Below are 17,735 nucleotides of genomic sequence, written 5' to 3' on the forward strand. Positions count from 1 at the left end.
GGATGGCCGACGATCGCGTCGATTGACGGTGTCCGTCAATCGAGACAGCCGGCCCGGCAGCCGAACGCACTGTTGAGGCCATGGCAACCACCACCAAGATCCGGCCCCGCGCCCTCGTCCGTGCCTCCGGAGGCCCACGTTATGCCGTCGCCCTGGCCGTGGACGCGCTCGGCACCGGCCTGTTGCGGCCCTTCCTGCTGCTCTACGGCGTGATGGTGCTGAGGCTGTCCGCGCCGGCCACCGGCACCGCCATGACGGTCGGCGTCGTCATGGGTCTGGTGTGCATGCCCGCGGTCGGCCGATGGCTGGACCGGGGCGCACGCAGCACGGTCGTGGCAGCGTCGATGCTGGTGCGGGTGCTGGGCGTGGCGCTGCTGCTGGCCACCCCGGCGGGGAACGGCTGGCTGTTCGCGGCAGCGGCACTCTTCCTCGGCATCGGCAACCAGGCATGGCCGGCCGCCCACGCTGCCCTCGTGGCCACGGTCTCCCACGGCCGGGAACGCGACGCCGCCCTCGCGGGAGGCCGCGCCCTGCGCAACGCCGGCCTGGGCGCGGGCGCGCTGCTCGCCACCGCATGCCTGGCGGGCGGCACCACCGCATTGCAGGCGCTGGCAGCTGTCACCGGGCTCGCCTATCTCGCCGCGGCGGCCTTGGCGTGGTCGGTCCACGTGCACGCTCATCCGGCTGCTGCCGCGGCCAAGGACAGGGACGACGAGCCCGCACCCCGGATGCGTGCGCTGCTGGCCGCCAACGTGATCTACGTCTTCTGCCTCAACGTTCCCGAAATCGCGCTCCCTCTGGTCCTGGTGACACAGATGCACGCCTCCCCGGTGTGGTCGGCAGCCATCTTCGTGGTCAACACGGTGCTGGTGGTCACCCTGCAGGTTCCGGTCACGGTGCTGATGTCCCGCTTCTCCCGGCGGACCGTGCTGGCTCTCGCCGGCGTGGTGCTCGCCGCGTCCTACCTCGGCTTCCTCGCGACCACCTCACTGGGTCACGGCTGGGGTGCCCCGGCCGTCGCCATGGTGTCCGTGGTCTGCACCATCGGCGAGATCGTCTATGCCGGCAGCGCCACCGCGCTCGTCACCGCGCTCGCCCCGGCCCATCTCCTGGGACGCGCCCTCGCCCGCTTCCAGCTCTCCACGGGCTTCGGCCTCGCCCTCTCCCCGGCGGTCATCACCGCTCTCGCCTCCCACGGCTCGGTAGCCCTCTGGGGCAGCCTCGCCGGCGCGACGCTCCTGTCCGCCTCCGCCGTCGCCGCCGAGAAGGATCAAGGAACGCGGCTCGGCGATTGCCGCCGCCAGGCGCGAGCAGGCTCGTGAACTCGGCAATCGCCTCTGGCCACTCACCGGCAGCTCGGCCGGCCCATCACTGATCCCGACCCCGAACGCAGTACGAACCGGCCACTCAGCCGGCAACAGGCGCGAACTCGTACGGCGAGATCCACATCGCTCACGACGACGGCATGGCAGACCGCTGGATGTACCTAGCCTAGGAATCCTAGGTGTAAGTTAATAGAGTTAGATTGTGGCGAGCATTCCTAGGGAGGTGTCTGCATGGTACGGGCCGGACTGACGGCTGAGCGGGTGACGCTCGTCGGTGCCGAACTGGCCGACGAGGTGGGGCTCGAGCACGTGACCATGTCCGCGGTGGCGCGGCGGCTCGGGGTGAAGGACGCCAGCCTCTACGCGCACGTCCGCAACCTGGAGGACCTGCGCGGGCGGATCGCCCTGCTGGGAGCGGACGAGAAGACCATCCGCATCGCGGAGGCCACCGCCGGCCGGGCCGGGAAGGACGCGCTGGTCGCGTACGCGAACGCCTGGCGGAGCTACGCCCACGACCACCCCGGCCGGTACACCGCGACGCAGCTCCCGATGGAGATCGATGCCGAGCTCGCGGCCCGGGCACCCGGTCCGCGACGGGCGATCGAGCTGACCTACAGCATGCTGCGCGCCTACGCGCTCGACGAGCCCGACCTGACCGATGCGGTCCGGCTGATGCGCAGCACGCTCCACGGCTTCGTCAGCCTGGAGGCCGCGGGCGGGTTCGCGCACGCGCGCCCGGCACAGGACACCTGGGTCCGCTGCCTCGACGCCCTGCACACCCTCCTGGAGCGCTGGCCCGCACAACCCGAAGGAGAACCCGCATGACCAGCCCAGCCATCGGCCGCCTACCCGTGGACGGCGCCACCCTGCACCACGAGGTACGCGGCAGCGGCCGTTCGGGTGACGCGGCCGGCGAGATGTGCCACCACCAGGATCTCCTCGCCGTCATGGACGCGCTGAAGGTCGAGCGGGCGGCCCTGGCCGGCAGCTCGATGGGCGGTGCGTACGCGACCGAGGCCGCCCTCGCCGCCCCCTGACCACGTTCCTGCCCTCCGCGTTCCCGCGCTGACCTGACGGGGAGCGGGAGGCTCGGCACTGGCCCGCACCGGCGACTCACCGCCCGCCGCGACCGTCAAGGACCTGAGGGTGCGCGAGCCGGCCGTGGGGAATGCGCTTGTCCGCCGTCGCGGTGCCGCACTACCGTGCCGATGTGGATCTCTTCTCACTCTCCTGGGCGGCGCTGCGGGCGGCCGTTGCCGACCTTCCCGAGGAGGACTTCGCACGGCCGTCCGGTTGTGCCGGCTGGCTCGTTCGGGACCTGGTGAGCCACCTGGTCATCGACGCCCAGGACGTACTGATCACTCTTGTGACCCCCGCCGAGACGGAAGCGACCCGGGACGCGGTGACCTACTGGGAGGTCTCGCAAGCGCCGCCGACCGGTGACGACCCGCTGGACGCGCTGGTCGTGCGGCTGGCCGCCGCCTACCAGGAGCCGCGGCTGCTCAAGTTCCACCTCGACGACGTCGGCTCCGCCGCCGGTCGGGCCGCCGAGCTCGCCGACCCGGGCCTGCGGGTCGGCACCCGCGGCGAGGTCCTCACCGTGGCCGACTACCTCTCCGCGTACGTCATGGAGTGGACGCTGCACCACCTCGACCTGATCGCCCACCTCCCGGACGCGGCGGAACCGCCCGCGGAGGGGCTCGCCCGGTCCCGCGAGATGCTGGAGAAGATCGCCGGGACCGAGTTCCCCGCGTCGTTCTCCGACAGGGACGCGCTGCTGGTCGGCACCGGACGGCGGGCCCCGACCGGCGCGGAGAAGACCGAACTGGGCGAACTGGCCGAGAGGCTCCCGTTCGTCCTCGGATGACCCCCGAGGCCGCCTGTCTACCCCGGGTGACACCGGGCCTCGGGGTCGCCCGCCCCAAGGGGTGGCGTGCCACCACCGGTTGCGGCGGATGGTCGGCGAGATGGTGGTCGCCTACCTGCGCGGCGGGGCGGCGGACGCCTGACGCTCACTCGCGCGGGCAGGACCTCGATCCGGCCGGCCGGGCGCGGGCTGCGGGAGTCGCCGACCGGCCCGGCACCGTCGTCACCTGCTTGGCCGGGACGCGGCCGGGTGAGAAATCCGCCGGTGGCGTGAACCCGGCGGCCGTCTCCTCCGACTGTGCAGGGTGACAGGAGGACGAGATGACCGATGAGCTGCTCGTGGTGCGGGCGCAGCTGGGCGAGCGGGCGGCGCTGGCCGAGCTGGTGCTCCGGTGGCGGATGCCGGTGTGGACGTACGTGCGGCGCATGCTGGACGCCGAGCGGGCCGACGACGTGGCGCAGGAGATCTGGCTGGCCGTGGTCCGCGGCCTGCCGCGGCTCAGGGAGCCGGAACGGTGGGCGCCCTGGCTGTTCACCATCGCGCGCCGGTCGGTCACCGACCGGCTGCGCGCCGAGTATGCCAGGGCTGAGGCGTTCGCGGAGGTGGAGGCGGTCGCCGACGACCCGGCCGAGGCGACGGTGGAGCGGGCCGAACTGGCGGCCGTGCTGTCCGGGCTGCCGGTGCTGGAGCGGGAGGTCCTCGTCCTGTTCTACCTGGAGGACCTGTCGGTGGAGGAGTGCGCGCAGGTCTGCCGGGTTCCGGTGGGCACGGTCAAGTCCCGGCTCAGCCGGGCCCGCCGCCTGCTGCGCGAGCATCTGACGGAGAAGGGATGGCAGCCATGACGGAGGAGGAGCCGCGCCTGCCGGCGCGGCATCTGATCGAACGGCTCGGGCCTGTGCTCTCGCCGTGGGCGCGGGCGCGGGCGGTGGCGGCCCTGCTGGCCGGGCTGACCGGCACGGTGTTCGTCAGCGCCCTGTGGTGGAGCGAGCCGGGGCCGCTGCCGGGCCGGACGCACGCGGCGTTCGCGCTGTTCACCGCGTTCTGCCTGGCCTGGGCGGCCTATGGAGGGTGGTCGCTGACGCGCCGGGTGCCGCTGTTCGCGACCGACCGGGTGGTCGCCGGGTGGCTCTCCGTGGCCGCCTCGGCCGTGACAGCCGTGCTCGTGACGGCCGTGGCCGTGCAGCGGGGCGGCGGCCTGCTGCCAGCCCTGGCGGTCGCGGTGGTGTGCGTGGGGGCGGCGCTCGTGCTGGTCGTACGGGCTCACGTCCGCCGCGCCGCCCTGCTGCGCCGCAGACGGGAACTGGCGGGCGAGGAGGAGAAGTGAACCCCCGGGGCGTCCCTCAGGGGTGCCGGGCGCCGCGGATCTGCGCTTCCACCAGCCGGGTCATGGTGGGCACGAAGCTCATGGCGGCGTGCCCCCAGCGGGGCTCCTGCTCGTACAGGGTCGCGAGCGTCTTCGAGGGGTGCGACACCTGCCAGAGGTAGGCGGCGGCGGCCAGCGTCGTGGTCAGCACGTCACGGGCGGCCGGAAGGTCGAGGTCCGCCGAGGCGGCCACCAGCGCGGCGGCCAGCCGGTCGTAGGCCTGGAAGGACCTGCTCTTGTACCGGCGCGCGCGTTCGAGGTCGACGCTGTCCTCCAGGCTCAGCGCGACGTGCGTGAGCAGGTCGGAGAACAGCGGGTTGCGCTGCAGTGACTCGGCCAGGACGGCCGCCACCTCGCCCGCGGGCAGGTCGTGCCGGCCGCTGAGCGCCCCGGCCACGTCGTCCTCCCAGCCCTGCCAGGCCTCCTCGGCCAGCTCCAGGAGGAGCTCCTCGGTCGAGTCGAAGTAGCGGCGCAGTGCCGACGGGTGCAGCCCGGCCTCCTGCGTGACCTTGGTCAGCGTCACCGCCTTGACTCCGTGCGCCAGGGCCAGCCTGCGGGCGGCATCGAGCAGGTCGCGGCTGCGCTGCAGCTTGTCCCGGGCCGAGCGGGCGCGGATGGGCCGGGTGGTCATCGTGTCCAGGGGTCTCTCTCGTCGCGGTCGGCCGCAACGTGGCCGGCCAGTCGCGGGCAAACATCAAATTAACATTCCCGCGCGTGCCGTCCGGCCCCGCCGCGGGCCCGGACGGCGAGATAACGCAACGCTTTTGCTTTAACTCGCGGACAGGTGTAGCGTGAGATAACGCAATCAACTTGTGTTAACTCCCCTCTGGAGAGGAATCCGCACGTGTCTTCAGTGTTCTTCGTCACCGGTGCCTCGCGAGGGCTGGGGCGGGCCATCGTCCAGGCGGCGCTCGACGCCGGTCACCGGGTGGCCGCCACCGCGCGCGATCCCAAGGCCCTGGACGACCTAGTGTCGCGGTACGGCGCCGACCGCGTGCGCGCCCTCCGCCTCGACGTCACCGATCCGGCGGCGGCCCAGGCGGCGGTCGCGGCCGCGCACGAGGCGTTCGGGCGTATCGACGTCGTGGTCAACAACGCCGGCCAGGGCGACATGGTGTCCCTGGAGGACACCACCCTCGAGGTGTTCCGCCGCCAGGTCGAGACCAACTTCCTCGGTACGGTCCACGTCACCAAGGCGGTCGTGCCGATCATGCGCGAGCAGGGCGGCGGGCGGATCATCCAGGTCTCCTCGATCGGGGGGCGCATGGGCAGTCCCGGCATGACGGCGTACCAGTCGGCGAAGTGGGCCGTCGGCGGTTTCAGCGAGGCGCTGTCGGTCGAGGTGGCACCCCTGAACATCAAGGTCACGGTCCTCGAACCGGGCGGCATGCGTACCGGCTGGGCGGGCGCGTCCATGACGATTCCGCCGGTGAGCCCGCCCTACGAGGCGACGGTCGGCGCGGCGGCCCGCGCCATGGCCGGGTTCGAGCACGTCGCGAAGAGCGACCCGGCCAAGGTCGCCCGGCTCGTGCTCACCGTGGCGTCGCTGTCGGAGCCGCCGCTGCGGCTGCTGGCCGGCAGCGACGCATTCGAGCTCGGGCGCGAGTTCTGGGGCGGGCGGCTGGAGGTCGACAAGCGCTGGGAGGAGCTCAGCAGGTCCACCGACCACGACGACGCCGACGACTCCTGGCACCGGCAGCGGGGCAGCACCGTGCCCGAAGCGTTGCGGTGACCGGGGCCGGGCTACCGGTCGCTCAGGTGCAGGGCGAGCTCGGCCCTCGCTGGTGCCGCAGCAGCTCGCCGTGCTCGCCGCCCAGGAGAAGGCCCTCGCCGAGGCGATCGCCGAACGCGTCGGCCTCCCGCCGCCGGTCTGGACCGCCCCGGCCTTCCGGGCGGCCAGGACGGCCCGGGACGTTTCCCACCAGGGTCCGGGACGCCGGCCGCGCCCCGAGCCCTCATGCCCTGACTTGCTTCGATATCCGTTTCATGATCGACGCGCGGGCGCTGTCAATATTGGACATCAGATGATCGGCTTTGGTCTGCTAGGGCGGCATCGACGTCTCCACCCCGGGGGCCGCGATCGCGTGACGCCCCGGGGCCCATGAAAGCAGGTACTCCTGAATGTCCTTTGAGCAGTCCGGCATGTCCCGCCGTGCCCTGCTGGCAGCCGCAGCCGTTCTCCCGCTGTCGGCGGTGGCGGGGAGGGCCGAGGCATCGGCTGGAAGAGCCGGGGCGCCCACGACCGCGCAGGCGTACTATGACCGCGCGGCCAAGGTCGCGGGCCGCGACCCGATCCTGCAGAACATCGTCAAGGCGCTCACCCCGGGCGTCTCGGTGCCGTCGCCCAAGGCCCCGAAGCCGCTGCGGATCTTCGACAACGTGGCGGTGGTGAGCACCGGCTTCGTCTCGGCCACGGCGCTCCTCACGTCCAAGGGCGTGATTCTCATCGACGCGCTGGGCTCGCCGGCCGAGGCCGAGGAGGTCATCGTTCCCGACCTGCGCGCCGTCGGGGTCGACCCGGCGCAGATCAAGTACGTGGTGGTCGCCCACGGCCACAGCGACCACTTCGGCGGCGCCCAGTATCTCGCCGACCGGTACAAGGCCCGCGTCATGATGACCGCGGCCGACTGGGACCTCCTCGCCGCCGACCCCCAGCCCGACGCGCCCAAACGAGACCTGGTGATCACCGACGGGCAGCGGCTGACCCTCGGCGACATGACGGTCACGCTTCACCGCACGCCCGGGCACACGCCGGGCAACGTCTCACCGATCTTCCCGGTGCGGTGGAAGGGCCGGCGGCACACCGCGATGCTGTGGGGTGGCACCCAGCCGCCCGCCGCGACCGCGGACAAGCGGACCTACCTCGCTTCCGTGCTCTCCTTCGCCGCCCAGATGAAGCGGGCCGGTGTGGACGTCGAGCTCAACAACCACGGGGCCTGTGACCAGGGCCTGGTACGCATGGAGGAGCTGCGGAACGGGCCTGCGAAAGGCGCGAACCCGTTCGTCATCGGCAGCGCCCGGGCGCAGCGCTTCATGCAGGTCATGGAGCTCATGATGCGCGGCCGCATAGCCACGGACCTGGAGGCGAACAAGCCCACCACCCGTCCCGCGGCCATGACCCTCGCACCCGCGCACACCTGCTGCTGACGGCGGCATCGGGGCCCACCGGCTGAGTGGGCCCCATCAAACGGGGCCCACCCCGGCCGAGGGCCCCGTCAACCGAGGGCCCGCCGGCAGGTCGCGGCGGGCGTACTCAGCCGGTCGTCCCTGGGTTGGTGGCCACCGGCCTGCCGCTGGACAGGCTGGAGAACAGCTTCTCCCATTGCGGCATCACCACCCCCGGGGTGTAGCTCTGAGCCTTTCGCGCGGCGGCGGCGCCGATGCGCAGGCGCGACTCGCGGTCGCCCATCAGTTGCCCCAGCGCCCTTCCCAGCGCCTCCACGTCACGCGCCGGCACCAGCACCCCGTCCACCCCTGGGGTCAGCACGTCGGCCGGACCCGTCGGGCAGTCGAAGGCGGCGACCGGCAGCGCGTGGCCCATGGCCTCGATCATCGCCATGGGCAGCCCCTCCATCCGGGAGCTCAGCGCGTAGATCGACGCCTGGGCGAGCTCGTCGTGGATGCGGTTGCTGCGCCCCATCAGCCGGATCCGGTCGCCCAGTCCGGCCTCGTCGATGCGGGCCTGCAGCCGCTCCTGCGACGGGCCGGTGCCGAAGATGCGCAGCCGCCACTCGGGGTGGTCGCCCGCGACCAGAGCGAAGGCGGTGATGAGCATGTCGAAGCCCTTTTGCGGCACCAGCCGCCCGGCGGCGATCACCACCGGGTTGGTCTGGTCGGAGTGCTCGCGGTTGTCCATGTGGACCGCGTTGGGGATGACCACCACGGGCGTGTCCGGCAGCAGGCCGCGGTATTCGGCGCGGCTGGTCTCGGTGAGCACCGCCACCGTGTCGAAGCGGCCGTAGTGGCGGGCGATCTGCTCCCGTACGGCCTCGTGGTAGGAGGCCAGGTTCATGTGCTCCTGGGCGACGCGGATGATCTTGCCGGATCCGCGGCGGGCGGAGATGAGGTTCAGGGCCGGGCGGGTGGTGACGAGGATGCCGTCGTCGAGGGAGGAGACGTAGTCGATGACCGCCGCCTCCACCCGCTCGGTGAAGTATTCGGCGGCGAACTCCCCGTACGGGACGATCTTGCCACGGGCGCGGCGCCACACCTTGCGGGCCAGCGAGTCGGCGGCGACCCCGTCGCGCTGGTCCACCAGCGCGGACACGCGGACCCGCGGGTCGATGTCGAACTGGGGGCTCTTGCGCCGCCGCACCGTGCTGACGATCTCGACGTCGTGCCCCGCCTCCGCCATCGCGTTGGCCTGGTTGATCACCGTGCGGATGGTGCCGCCCATGCCGTAGGCGTGCAGCAGCATGTAGCGGATCTTCACGGCAGGTACTCCCAGGTCCGGCACATGTCCTGCAGCACGTCGGGAATCTCCTCGGGCCGGGGCAGGGAACGCCCCGGCTGCACGCTGCCGGAGCGGATCTTGTCCTTCCAGTCGCCGAGCCCCTTGCTCACCACGTCCGGTGTGCCGTACGAGAGCAGCGCGGGTGACCATGGCACGCCGAGAAAGTCGCAGATGGCGTGGCCGATCTTCTCCGGTTCGGCGGTCAGCTCCTCGTAGCGCACGGTGAGTCCGGGCAGCGCGGCGCGGGCCCGCTGCACCGCCTTCATGTACCGCAGCGCGTCCTTGGCGGCCTCCTCGGCTGTGCGCTTGTCCGGGCTGGCCTCGTGCCAGGAGGACGCGATCGAGGCCGGGTGGCGCAGCAGGAACACGAACCGGGCATCCGGCCAGCAGGTGGCCAGGCGGTCGAAGACGAAAGCGTTCGCCGGGGTCTTCTCCACGATGAAGCGCTTTCCGCTGCGCACCAGCTCGCGGTGCAGCACCCGGTCCCACAGCAGATGTTCCAGGTCGGCCCGGTTGTGTCCCAGTGCCGCCATCGCTTTCTCAGCCAGCGAGGTATCGAATTCCACACGCAACCGGCGCACATGGAGCTCGTGCGGAGCATGAAGGTCCGGATGGGCGTTGAGCATCGCCCGCAGCAGCGTCGACCCCGACCTGACCGGCGAGATGATGAACACCGGGGCTGTCAGCAGCCGATCGGTGCCCGGATCCGCGGGTGGTCTGATGGGCGTGTCGTCCCGCTTCACGGGAACTGGCGCCGCTTTTTCGGTTTTTCCTACTCGGTTGATTTGGAATCCTGCGTACCTGGCCAGCGCTCCATTGATTGTGCGCTGCCATTTCATCCGGGGGACGTTACCTGCCTTACCTGAGGGTTGCCTGAAGGGATGCGCGGGGTGAACGTTGTGCCTCCTCTTCCCTTCATTGACGTGAACGAGCCGCGGTAACCCGTGAGTTCCTGGCGATCTGGCGAAGGTCGCTAGGCTGAAATGAGGCTCACCAGGGCGATTGCGTCCGAAAGGGCTCGAGATCCGGGAGCCGGGGGGCTTCCCCGGATCGCATCGCGATCGTCCTGTTCGGAGGGGGACGGTCACCGTGCGAGTCGTCGTCGATCTCACCCGCTGCCAGGGATACGGGCAGTGCGCCTTCGCCGCGCCGGACGTGTTCCGGATGAGCCGGGCCGAAGCGCTGATGTACGAGCTGAACCCGGATGACGCCAAACGCGAGCAGGTCCTGCGAGCCGCCGCCGCCTGCCCGGTCCAGGCCATGGTGATCGATGAGCTGGGCACCCTCGGCCGGCCCAGAAAGGCCGCCAGGACCGCGCCCGGCACGGTGAGCACGCCCGACGGGATCGGGCGCATCGTCATCGTCGGCGCCTCGCTGGCCGGGCTGCGGGCGGCGGCGACACTGCGTACCGAGGGTTACCGGGGGTCGCTGACCGTGATCGGCGACGAGTCGTGCGAGCCCTACGACCGGCCGCCGCTGTCCGAGCAGGTCCTGAGCGGTGAGACCCCGCGGAGGCCACCATCCTGCCCAAGCGGGCCGAACTCGACGCCGACTGGCTGCTGGGCACCGCCGCGGCCGGGCTGGACCTCGCGGCAAGCGGGTGCTGCCGGCCGGCGGCCGGGACGTCGGGTTCGGCCGCCTGCTCATCGCCACCGGAGTACGCGCCCGGCCGTGGCCGGACCCGGCGGAGGCCGCCCGGGACGGGGTGTTCGTGCTGCGCGGCCGCGCCGACGCGGCCCTGCTGCGGAAACGGCTGCGGGACGGCGCCGGGCGGGTGCTGGTGATCGGCGCCGGCTTCACCGGCTCGGAGATCGCCTCGGCCTGCCGGGAGCTCGGCCTGGGACGTGACCGTCGCGGAACGGGGCCCGGCGCGCTGGTCGGGGCGCTGGGCGAGGTGATCGGCTCGATCGCCGGGGACCTCCAGCGCGAGCACGGCGCGGACCTGCGCTGCGGGGTGACGGTGACCGCGCTGGAAGGAGACGGCGGCGGGCGGACAGCACTGGGCATCACCGGGCCGCCGCAGGACGGGGTGTGGCCGCGGCTGTGGTGGTCACCGACCGGGCCGCTCAACTCCCTGCCGCTGCACGCCGCCGGGCATCACACGGTCGCGGGCGCATCCGTGCTCGATCGTGCGGTCTCCTCGTACACACCCACCGTGCGCGCGCTGCTGCACAGCCGGGCCCGCCCCGTGCCGGCGCGCCGCGCCGGCCTGACCGTCGCCATGCCGGCCACCCCCGGCCACGCCGCGCTGCCGGAGACCGCGCGCGAGGCGGTCGAGGTCACCGCCCGGATCCAGGGTCAGGTGCTGGTCGGGCCGCGGGCGTCCCGCGCCGCCGTACTGGCCGCGTTGCCCGGTGCGAGCGTCGCGCACTTCGCCTGCCACGCCGGCAGCGACCCGTACGACCCGTCGGCGAGCCACTTGCTGCTCCACGACGGAACCCTGAGCGTCACCGAGATCAGCCGGCTCCACCTCGACGACGCCGAACTCGCCTACCTGTCGGCCTGCGCGACCGCCCGCGGCGGCGCCAGGCTCGCCGACGAGGCGATGCACCTGGCCTCCGCCTTCCAGTTGGCCGGGTACGCCCAGGCCGTCGCCACGCTGTGGGAGATCGGCGACCACACCGCGGCGACGATGGCCGCGGACTTCCACCGCGAGCTGGGCGGGGCGCTCGGTGACCCGGCCCGGATCCCCGGCGCGCTCGCCCTGCACACGGCCACCCGCCGCATGCGTGCGGCCATGCCGGGACGGCCCTCGGCCTGGGCGGCGTTCCTGCACTCGGGAGCATGAGCGCGGGTCGGGAGACCGGGCGGCCGGCGTCCGCTCGTGCTCGCTACGCAACGTGCTCAACGTAGGCTTCTTCCGGCTCATCGTGTCGAAGGTGCCTGTCGCGGCGGTGTGGTGGTCGCCTTGCCGGTCCCGTCGACGGCTTCCCCCCGCTCGGTAGCCGCCAGGCGAGGAACGCCGCGAACGCGGCGAAGGCCGCAGCGATGGGCAGGAGAAGGGCCGCGGAGCCGGTGGTGGTGAGGATGACCGCTCCGATGCCGCCGGCCATGAAGTTGCCGAGGTAGGCGGCAGAGGTGTTCAGCGAGGTCACGAGCGACGCGCTCTCAGCAGTCGCGTGGGCGATGATCCGATGCTGCTGAGGTCCCATGACCGAGTACGACACGACGCCGCTGAGAGCTTGGGCGATCGCCGCGAGAATGACGACCTCCCGAACCGGGAGCATGACCATGCACACCGCGGCGACGCCCACAGTGGCGCCGATGACGACGCGCCGTGAGCCGTACCGATCGGCCAACGAGCCGGCCGTCAGATTGCCCGCCGTGGCCGCCACTCCGAACACCAGCAGCAGGAGCGCGAGTCTGGCTTGCTCGCCACCGATCGCCGGCGCGAAGACCGCACTCATATACGTGAAGGGAAGAAAGATGCCGATGAACGCCGGCAGTGTGACGATCAGGACCCGCAGGACCCGTTGGTCGGTCAGCGGCGCGATGCGCTGCCGCATGGTCGCGCCTTGATCGAGTCTGATGGGCGGCAGCAGCACGGCGATGACGGCCGCAACGACAGCGGCGACCGCGGCGACGAACCACATGGCCATCTGCCAGCCCCATGCACCGCCGATGAGAGTGCCCAGCGGAGCACCCAGCACCAGCGAGAGCGTCGCCCCGGCGGTCACCATGGCGATGGCCTTCCCCCGCCGCTGATCGCCGGCGAGGTGTGCGGCCGTGGCCACAGCGCTCGCGACGAACAGCGCCGCGCCGGACCCGGCCAGGACGCGGGACGCGAGGACCAGCCCGTGACCGTGAGCCGACGCCGTCACGGCGTTTCCCAGCGCGAGCAGCGCGATCCCGGTCACGAGGACCCGGCGCCTGGGCCACCTGCCCGTGAACGCGGCGAAGATGGGGCCCAGCAGCGCGTAGGCGATGGCGAACACACTCACCATCTGACCCGCTGCGGCAGGGCCGACGTGCAGCGTTTTCTGAATCTGGGGAAGGAGGCCCACGATGATGAACCCGTCGGTTCCGACGACGAATGTTCCCAAGGTCAGAACCGCAGCCTGGACACGCCATGCGGGCTCGCCCGGCGCCTTTTCATCTTTGGACATCTAGCCGCGACCCCCGAACCGGTTGGCGGTCTTCTCAGCGCCGTTCAGGACGGCAGGCCACATGGAGGCGAACAGCGTCATGGGGCCAGCCTGGCGGCTGACCGCCTACCAAGCCGAGTGACAGGAAAGACATCAAACGGTACTTTTCTGACATGCATCGCGTAGTGGCCCTCATCCGTCCCCCGCAATCGACCTTCGAACTCGCCTGCGCGGCCCAGGTGTTCGGGATCGAGCGGCCGGGGCTTCCGACGCGGTACGCCTTCAGCGTGTGCACGGAGCAGCCCGGGCCGGTCGCGACGTACGCCGGGTACGACATGCTCGTGACCGACGGGCTGGACGCACTCGACCGGACGGACACCGTGGTCGTCCCCGGCTGGTTGCCGGCCGGGGAGCCGCCCTCCACCGCGGTCGTCCGGGCGCTGCGCGGTGCGCACGCCCGCGGAGCGCGGGTGGTCAGCATCTGTTCCGGCGCCTTCGCGCTGGCGCACGCCGGGCTGCTGGACGGACGGAGGGCGACCACCCACTGGGCGCTGACGGACGAGCTCTCAGCGCGCTTCCCGCACCTTCGCATCGACTCGGACGTGCTGTACGTGGACCACGGTGACGTGGCCACCAGCGCCGGCGCCGGGGCCGGCTTCGACCTGTGCATGCACCTGATCCGCAAGGACCAGGGCGCCGGATACGCCGCGCATGTCGCACGAACCATGGTGATGCCGCCGCACCGCGAGGGCGGGCAGTTGCAGTACGCGGCGCCGCCGCATCCCGCACAGATGGACGGCACGCTCGCGCCACTGCTGGAGTGGATCATCGGGAGACTCGGCGAACCGGTCACCGTCGACAACATGGCCGCGCACGCGGGCGTCTCAACGCGTACCCTCGCCCGGCAGTTCGCCGACCAACTCGGCACCAGCCCAGGGCAGTGGCTGCTCGCCCAGCGGATCGCCACGGCCCAGGACCTGCTGGAGGCCACCGACCTGCCGTTGGACGCCATCGCTCACCGCGTCGGGCTCTCCTCGGCCACCAACCTGCGCAGGCGCTTCCACAACGCCCTGGGCACAACCCCCGGCGCCTACCGCCGGACGTTCTGCGCCGAACCACGCTGACAGCCCCATCACGCGTCGCGGACGTCGCCCACTCGGCTCAGCGCAGCCGGACGGGCAGGGTGTGCAGCCCGCGGATGAGGGTGCTGGTCCGCCACCGCAGCACGGGCGAGTCGAGCTCCAGGATGGGGAACCGGTCGAGCAGCCTGCCGAGGGCGATCTCCGCCTCCAGCCTGGCCAGCGGCGCGCCCACGCAGTAGTGGATGCCGTGGCCGAAGGCCAGGTGGCCGCCACCGGAACGGGTGAAGTCCAGCTTGTCCGGATCCGGGTAGCGTTCACCGTCCCGGTTGGCTGCCAGCGGCGATACGAAGACGAACTCGTCGGCGGGGATCTCGACGTCGCCGACCCGGATCGGCTCGGCGGTGAAGCGCAGCGTCGCGATGTTGATCGGGCCGTCGAAGCGCAGGAACTCCTCCACCGCGTCCGGCAGCAGGGCGGGGTCGGCCCGCAGCGCGGCCAGCTGGTCGGGGTTGTCGATCAGGGCCAGCACGCTGTTGGTGATCAGGTTGACCGTGGTCTCATGGCCCGCCACGAGCAGCAGGAAGGCCATCGACACCACTTCGTCCTGCGACAGCCGGTCTCCCTCGTCGGAGATGTGCACGAGCTGGGAGAGCAGGTCCTCGCCGGGCGCCGTCCGCTTCGCGGCGACGAGCCCGGTCAGGTAGGTCAGCATCCACTCGTGCGCCTCGCGCATCTCCTCCCCCGACGCGGCCGCGACGAACGGCGCCGTCCAGGTCCGGAACTCCTCGCGGTCGGAGGCCGGCACGCCGAGCAATTCGCAGATGACGGCGATCGGCAGCGGGAACGCGAACGCCTCCACCAGGTCGACCTTTCCGGCCGCCGCCATGTCGTCGAGCAGTTCGTCGGTGATCTGCTCGATGCGCGGGCGCAGCCGCGCCACCGTCCGGGCGGTGAACGCCTTGTTCACGAGCTTGCGCAGCCGCGTGTGATCGGGTGGGTCGGAGTTGAGCATGTGGGCAGAAAGCGACAACGCGTACGGGCCGGCGGTGCCCGGCGGGAACAGCGAGACCGCCCGGGCGCTGTCCTTCCCCAGCCGCGGGTCGTTGAGCAACTCCCTGGCCTCGGCGTATCCGGTGACCAGCCAGACCCGTAGCTGCCGATAAAGGATCACGGGCTGCACCGGGCCGGACGCGCGAAGGCGGTGGTAGGCCGGGTGCGGGTCCTGGAAGAAGGCCGAGGTCAGCTTGACGGGTCCGTCCGTGGCCGGTTCGACGTGCTGCACCGTTTACCTCTCGTCATGTCAGCGCGCGCCCGAGGCGGGCACAGGTCCGATGGTAGTGGGGTCAGATCCGGGCCTTGAAGACTCCTGTCGTCCGATGACTTGTGTCATCGGACGCCGCCAGGGCCCCGTCACGCGCTTGACCAGCGCGTCGCCGCCCGCCGCCGGATGATCGGCATGACCCGCGGGCGACCACCTGCTACCTCGCCCGCCACGTCGTGCTCACCGGCCGCACAGGTCCCCTTTCCGCCGGAAACGCCGTCCCCGCGCTCACTCCCGGTCACGGACCACCCGCGCCGACTCCGGCTCCACGCCCTCCTCCACCGGCGATGCGGGCCTGCGGCCATGCTCGCGCCGCCACGTCTCGAACGCCGCCGTGGTGGCGGCGACCACGGCCGCGCCCAGTACGATGCCGGCCACCACGTCGCTCACCCAGTGCACGCCGAGCGCGATCCTGGTGTAACCGACCGACAGCGCCAGGAAGCAGGCGACGGCCCAGGCCACCCGCCGCCCCCACCGGGGGAGCACGGGCAGGAGGAGCAGGACGAGCACTCCCGCGCCCAGCGTCGCGTTGACCGCGTGACCCGACGGGAAGGAGTCGCCCGGCGCGAGCGCCACGGGGTCCGGGAGGCGCGGCCTGGCCCGGGCCACGATGATCTTGAGTGCCAGGCCCAGCAGCCCGCCCACCGTCACGGTGGTGACCGCCCAGACGGCCGCCCGCCGCGTGCCCCGGCAGAACAGCCAGGCGGCGTAGACGATGACCGCGATCCGCCACGGCCACGGTCCGAACACGTCCGTCCACACGATGAGCGCCCTGGTCACGAGGGGATGGGCCAGCGCGTACGCGTGCAGTTCCCCGGCGACGCGCGCGTCCAGCCAGTTGAGCGGCATCTTGGCCACGACGAGCAGCAGACTGAACGGGATCATGACGAGCGCCGCGGCCAGGCAGGCGAGCGTCAGCCGCAACCCCAGGCCGTGGTCACGATCGACGCGGCCCCTCAGCCACCGCCGTCCTCCTCTGATACGCATTCCTGTCCGGCTACCCATGGGGAAGGAGCGGATTCCTGTTCTTGATCGGCATTCCGCTCATGATCGGCATCCCGCGGGAGCCGCGGTGACAGACGGGTGATGGCGCAGGGCGATGCTGAGGGGTGTGAGCGGCGACACGTCCGAGAGTTCCGGCGGGATCCTGATCCTGCGGTCCTGGGTGGAAGGCGAGGTCCTGCGCGTGCGGATCACCCAGGTGATCGGCCGTACCGAGCGGCCGGTCACCCAGGTGATCGGCCGTACCGAGCGGCCGGTCACCGCCGTCGCGACCGTCGATGAGGCCTGCGAGACCGTGCGGCACTGGTTGGAAGAGCTGATCCTGGAGTGCGGCTAGTGTGACGCGCGCGTGACTGCGCGGAGACGCCCGGGACTTTATGTTCAGGTGAGGGGTTTGTCCCCAGGGGGGTTACCTGATGAGCCGAAGCCTCACGCTGAGCCTGTTACGGGGATTCGAACTCACCGTCGATGAGAGGCCCGTGGCGATCGCCTGGGGAGCGCAGCGGCTGCTGGCATTCCTGGCGTTGAAGGCCCGGCCGCTCACGCGGACCTACGTGGCCTGCGTGCTGTGGCCGGAGAGCACCACGGAGAAGGCCAGGGCCAATCTGCGGACCTCGCTCTGGCGCACGCAGCGCGCCTGCAAACAGGTGATCACCACCTCGTCCCAGCAGGTGGCCCTCGCCCCCGTCGTGGCGGTGGACCTGAGAGCCGTGCGGGTCAACGCGCAGCGGCTGCTGGACCGGCGCAACGGCTGCGAGGACCTCCTGAACGGCGGGACGCGCGACGAGCTGTCGGCCGACCTGCTACCCGACTGGTACGACGACGACTGGGTCCTCGTCGAGCGCGACCACCACCACCAGCTGAGGCTGCACGCCCTGGAGGCCCTCTGCGAACGGCTCACGGTGGCGGGCAGGCACGGCGAGGCCGTGGTGGCCGGCCTGGCCGCCGTCCAGGCCGAGCCGCTGCGGGAGAGCGCTCACCGGGTCGTCATCCATGCCCACCTGGCCGCCGACAACCGGTGTGAGGCCATCCGCCAGTACGAGCGCTATCGGCGGCTGCTCCGGGAGGAGCTGGGCCTGGAGCCCGCCACGGCGATCCGCGACCTGCTGTCGTCCGTCCAGCCCCACCCGGCACTGACCGCGTGAGCCCTCGGTCGCGCGCGTTCGGCCTCCGGAGCGGGACGGAAGGGGCGAGCAGGGCCGCGACGCCGAGCAGCGTCGGGGTGGCGGTGAGGAGG

Annotated in this window: 18 protein-coding genes and 1 pseudogene; 13 read left to right on the forward strand and 6 right to left on the reverse strand. The window is 71.7% G+C overall.

The genetic code is table 11. The features are described 5' to 3' along the window. Positions 1-80 precede the first annotated feature (80 nt). The 6 genes from ABGB18_RS05180 to ABGB18_RS05205 all read left to right on the forward strand — a co-directional run bounded on the left by ABGB18_RS05180 (position 81) and on the right by ABGB18_RS05205 (position 4,516). Positions 81-1,322, forward strand: coding sequence for an MFS transporter (locus ABGB18_RS05180; RefSeq protein WP_347694158.1), 1,242 nt, complete (start codon positions 81-83; stop codon positions 1,320-1,322). A gap of 234 nt (positions 1,323-1,556) precedes the next feature. Then, a complete protein-coding gene (locus tag ABGB18_RS05185) occupies positions 1,557-2,150 on the forward strand; it encodes a WHG domain-containing protein (protein ID WP_347694159.1) in 594 nt (197 codons plus the stop codon). After that, entirely contained in the window at positions 2,147-2,362 is a 216-nt protein-coding gene (locus ABGB18_RS05190; protein WP_347694160.1) for a hypothetical protein, read from the forward strand. Before ABGB18_RS05185 ends, ABGB18_RS05190 begins: the two co-directional genes overlap by 4 nt. Before the next feature lie 173 nt (positions 2,363-2,535). Next, positions 2,536-3,192: a maleylpyruvate isomerase N-terminal domain-containing protein gene (locus ABGB18_RS05195; RefSeq protein WP_347694161.1), complete on the forward strand. Its 657-nt coding sequence runs from the start codon at positions 2,536-2,538 to the stop codon at positions 3,190-3,192. A 320-nt stretch (positions 3,193-3,512) separates the two neighbouring features. Then, positions 3,513-4,034 (forward strand): sigma-70 family RNA polymerase sigma factor, encoded by a 522-nt coding sequence (locus tag ABGB18_RS05200; RefSeq protein WP_347694162.1) that lies wholly within the window; start codon positions 3,513-3,515, stop codon positions 4,032-4,034. After that, entirely contained in the window at positions 4,022-4,516 is a 495-nt protein-coding gene (locus tag ABGB18_RS05205; RefSeq protein WP_347694163.1) for a hypothetical protein, read from the forward strand. Before ABGB18_RS05200 ends, ABGB18_RS05205 begins: the two co-directional genes overlap by 13 nt. A 16-nt stretch (positions 4,517-4,532) precedes the next feature. On the opposite strand, the gene ABGB18_RS05210 is transcribed toward ABGB18_RS05205, so the two are convergent. After that, positions 4,533-5,186 carry a TetR family transcriptional regulator gene (locus ABGB18_RS05210; protein WP_347694164.1) on the reverse strand — a complete coding sequence of 218 codons (654 nt, stop codon included), beginning with the start codon at positions 5,184-5,186 and terminating at the stop codon, positions 4,533-4,535. Positions 5,187-5,399: 213 nt separating this feature from the next. Between ABGB18_RS05210 and ABGB18_RS05215 the strand changes: the two genes are divergently transcribed. After that, positions 5,400-6,287, forward strand: a complete 888-nt coding sequence (locus tag ABGB18_RS05215; RefSeq protein ID WP_347694165.1) for an SDR family NAD(P)-dependent oxidoreductase — start codon at positions 5,400-5,402, stop codon at positions 6,285-6,287. 389 nt (positions 6,288-6,676) lie between these two features. Beyond that, entirely contained in the window at positions 6,677-7,702 is a 1,026-nt protein-coding gene (locus tag ABGB18_RS05220) for an MBL fold metallo-hydrolase (protein WP_347694166.1), read from the forward strand. Positions 7,703-7,808: 106 nt separating this feature from the next. Here ABGB18_RS05220 and ABGB18_RS05225 read toward each other — a convergent pair whose 3' ends face one another. Beyond that, entirely contained in the window at positions 7,809-8,987 is a 1,179-nt protein-coding gene (locus ABGB18_RS05225; protein ID WP_347694167.1) for a glycosyltransferase family 4 protein, read from the reverse strand. Next, positions 8,984-9,751, reverse strand: a complete 768-nt coding sequence (locus ABGB18_RS05230; protein ID WP_347694168.1) for a sulfotransferase — start codon at positions 9,749-9,751, stop codon at positions 8,984-8,986. Before ABGB18_RS05230 ends, ABGB18_RS05225 begins: the two co-directional genes overlap by 4 nt. A 346-nt stretch (positions 9,752-10,097) precedes the next feature. On the opposite strand from ABGB18_RS05230, the pseudogene ABGB18_RS05235 reads away from it, so the two are divergent. Both ABGB18_RS05235 and ABGB18_RS05240 read left to right on the forward strand, forming a co-directional pair. After that, positions 10,098-10,463 (forward strand): annotated as a pseudogene (locus tag ABGB18_RS05235) (ferredoxin); the annotation flags it as partial. A gap of 145 nt (positions 10,464-10,608) precedes the next feature. Next, positions 10,609-11,796 carry a CHAT domain-containing protein gene (locus ABGB18_RS05240; RefSeq protein ID WP_347694169.1) on the forward strand — a complete coding sequence of 396 codons (1,188 nt, stop codon included), beginning with the start codon at positions 10,609-10,611 and terminating at the stop codon, positions 11,794-11,796. 43 nt (positions 11,797-11,839) lie between these two features. On the opposite strand, the gene ABGB18_RS05245 is transcribed toward ABGB18_RS05240, so the two are convergent. Beyond that, entirely contained in the window at positions 11,840-13,114 is a 1,275-nt protein-coding gene (locus ABGB18_RS05245; protein WP_347694170.1) for an MFS transporter, read from the reverse strand. 152 nt (positions 13,115-13,266) lie between these two features. On the opposite strand from ABGB18_RS05245, the gene ABGB18_RS05250 reads away from it, so the two are divergent. Then, on the forward strand, positions 13,267-14,217 hold the full coding sequence (locus ABGB18_RS05250) for a helix-turn-helix domain-containing protein (protein ID WP_347694171.1): 951 nt from the start codon (positions 13,267-13,269) through the stop codon (positions 14,215-14,217). A gap of 37 nt (positions 14,218-14,254) precedes the next feature. Here the strand turns inward: ABGB18_RS05250 and ABGB18_RS05255 are convergent, their stop codons facing one another. Both ABGB18_RS05255 and ABGB18_RS05260 read right to left on the reverse strand, forming a co-directional pair. Further along, entirely contained in the window at positions 14,255-15,457 is a 1,203-nt protein-coding gene (locus ABGB18_RS05255) for a cytochrome P450 (protein WP_347694172.1), read from the reverse strand. A 267-nt stretch (positions 15,458-15,724) separates the two neighbouring features. Continuing rightward, positions 15,725-16,483, reverse strand: a complete 759-nt coding sequence (locus tag ABGB18_RS05260) for a phosphatase PAP2 family protein (RefSeq protein ID WP_347694173.1) — start codon at positions 16,481-16,483, stop codon at positions 15,725-15,727. A 124-nt stretch (positions 16,484-16,607) separates the two neighbouring features. Here ABGB18_RS05260 and ABGB18_RS05265 point away from each other — a divergent pair, with 124 nt between their 5' ends. Beyond that, on the forward strand, positions 16,608-16,835 hold the full coding sequence (locus ABGB18_RS05265) for a hypothetical protein (RefSeq protein ID WP_347694174.1): 228 nt from the start codon (positions 16,608-16,610) through the stop codon (positions 16,833-16,835). Positions 16,836-16,914: 79 nt separating this feature from the next. Next, entirely contained in the window at positions 16,915-17,643 is a 729-nt protein-coding gene (locus ABGB18_RS05270; protein ID WP_347694175.1) for a BTAD domain-containing putative transcriptional regulator, read from the forward strand. Positions 17,644-17,735 lie beyond the last annotated feature (92 nt).

The organism is Nonomuraea sp. B12E4 (assembly GCF_039871825.1).
Taxonomy (GTDB): domain Bacteria; phylum Actinomycetota; class Actinomycetes; order Streptosporangiales; family Streptosporangiaceae; genus Nonomuraea.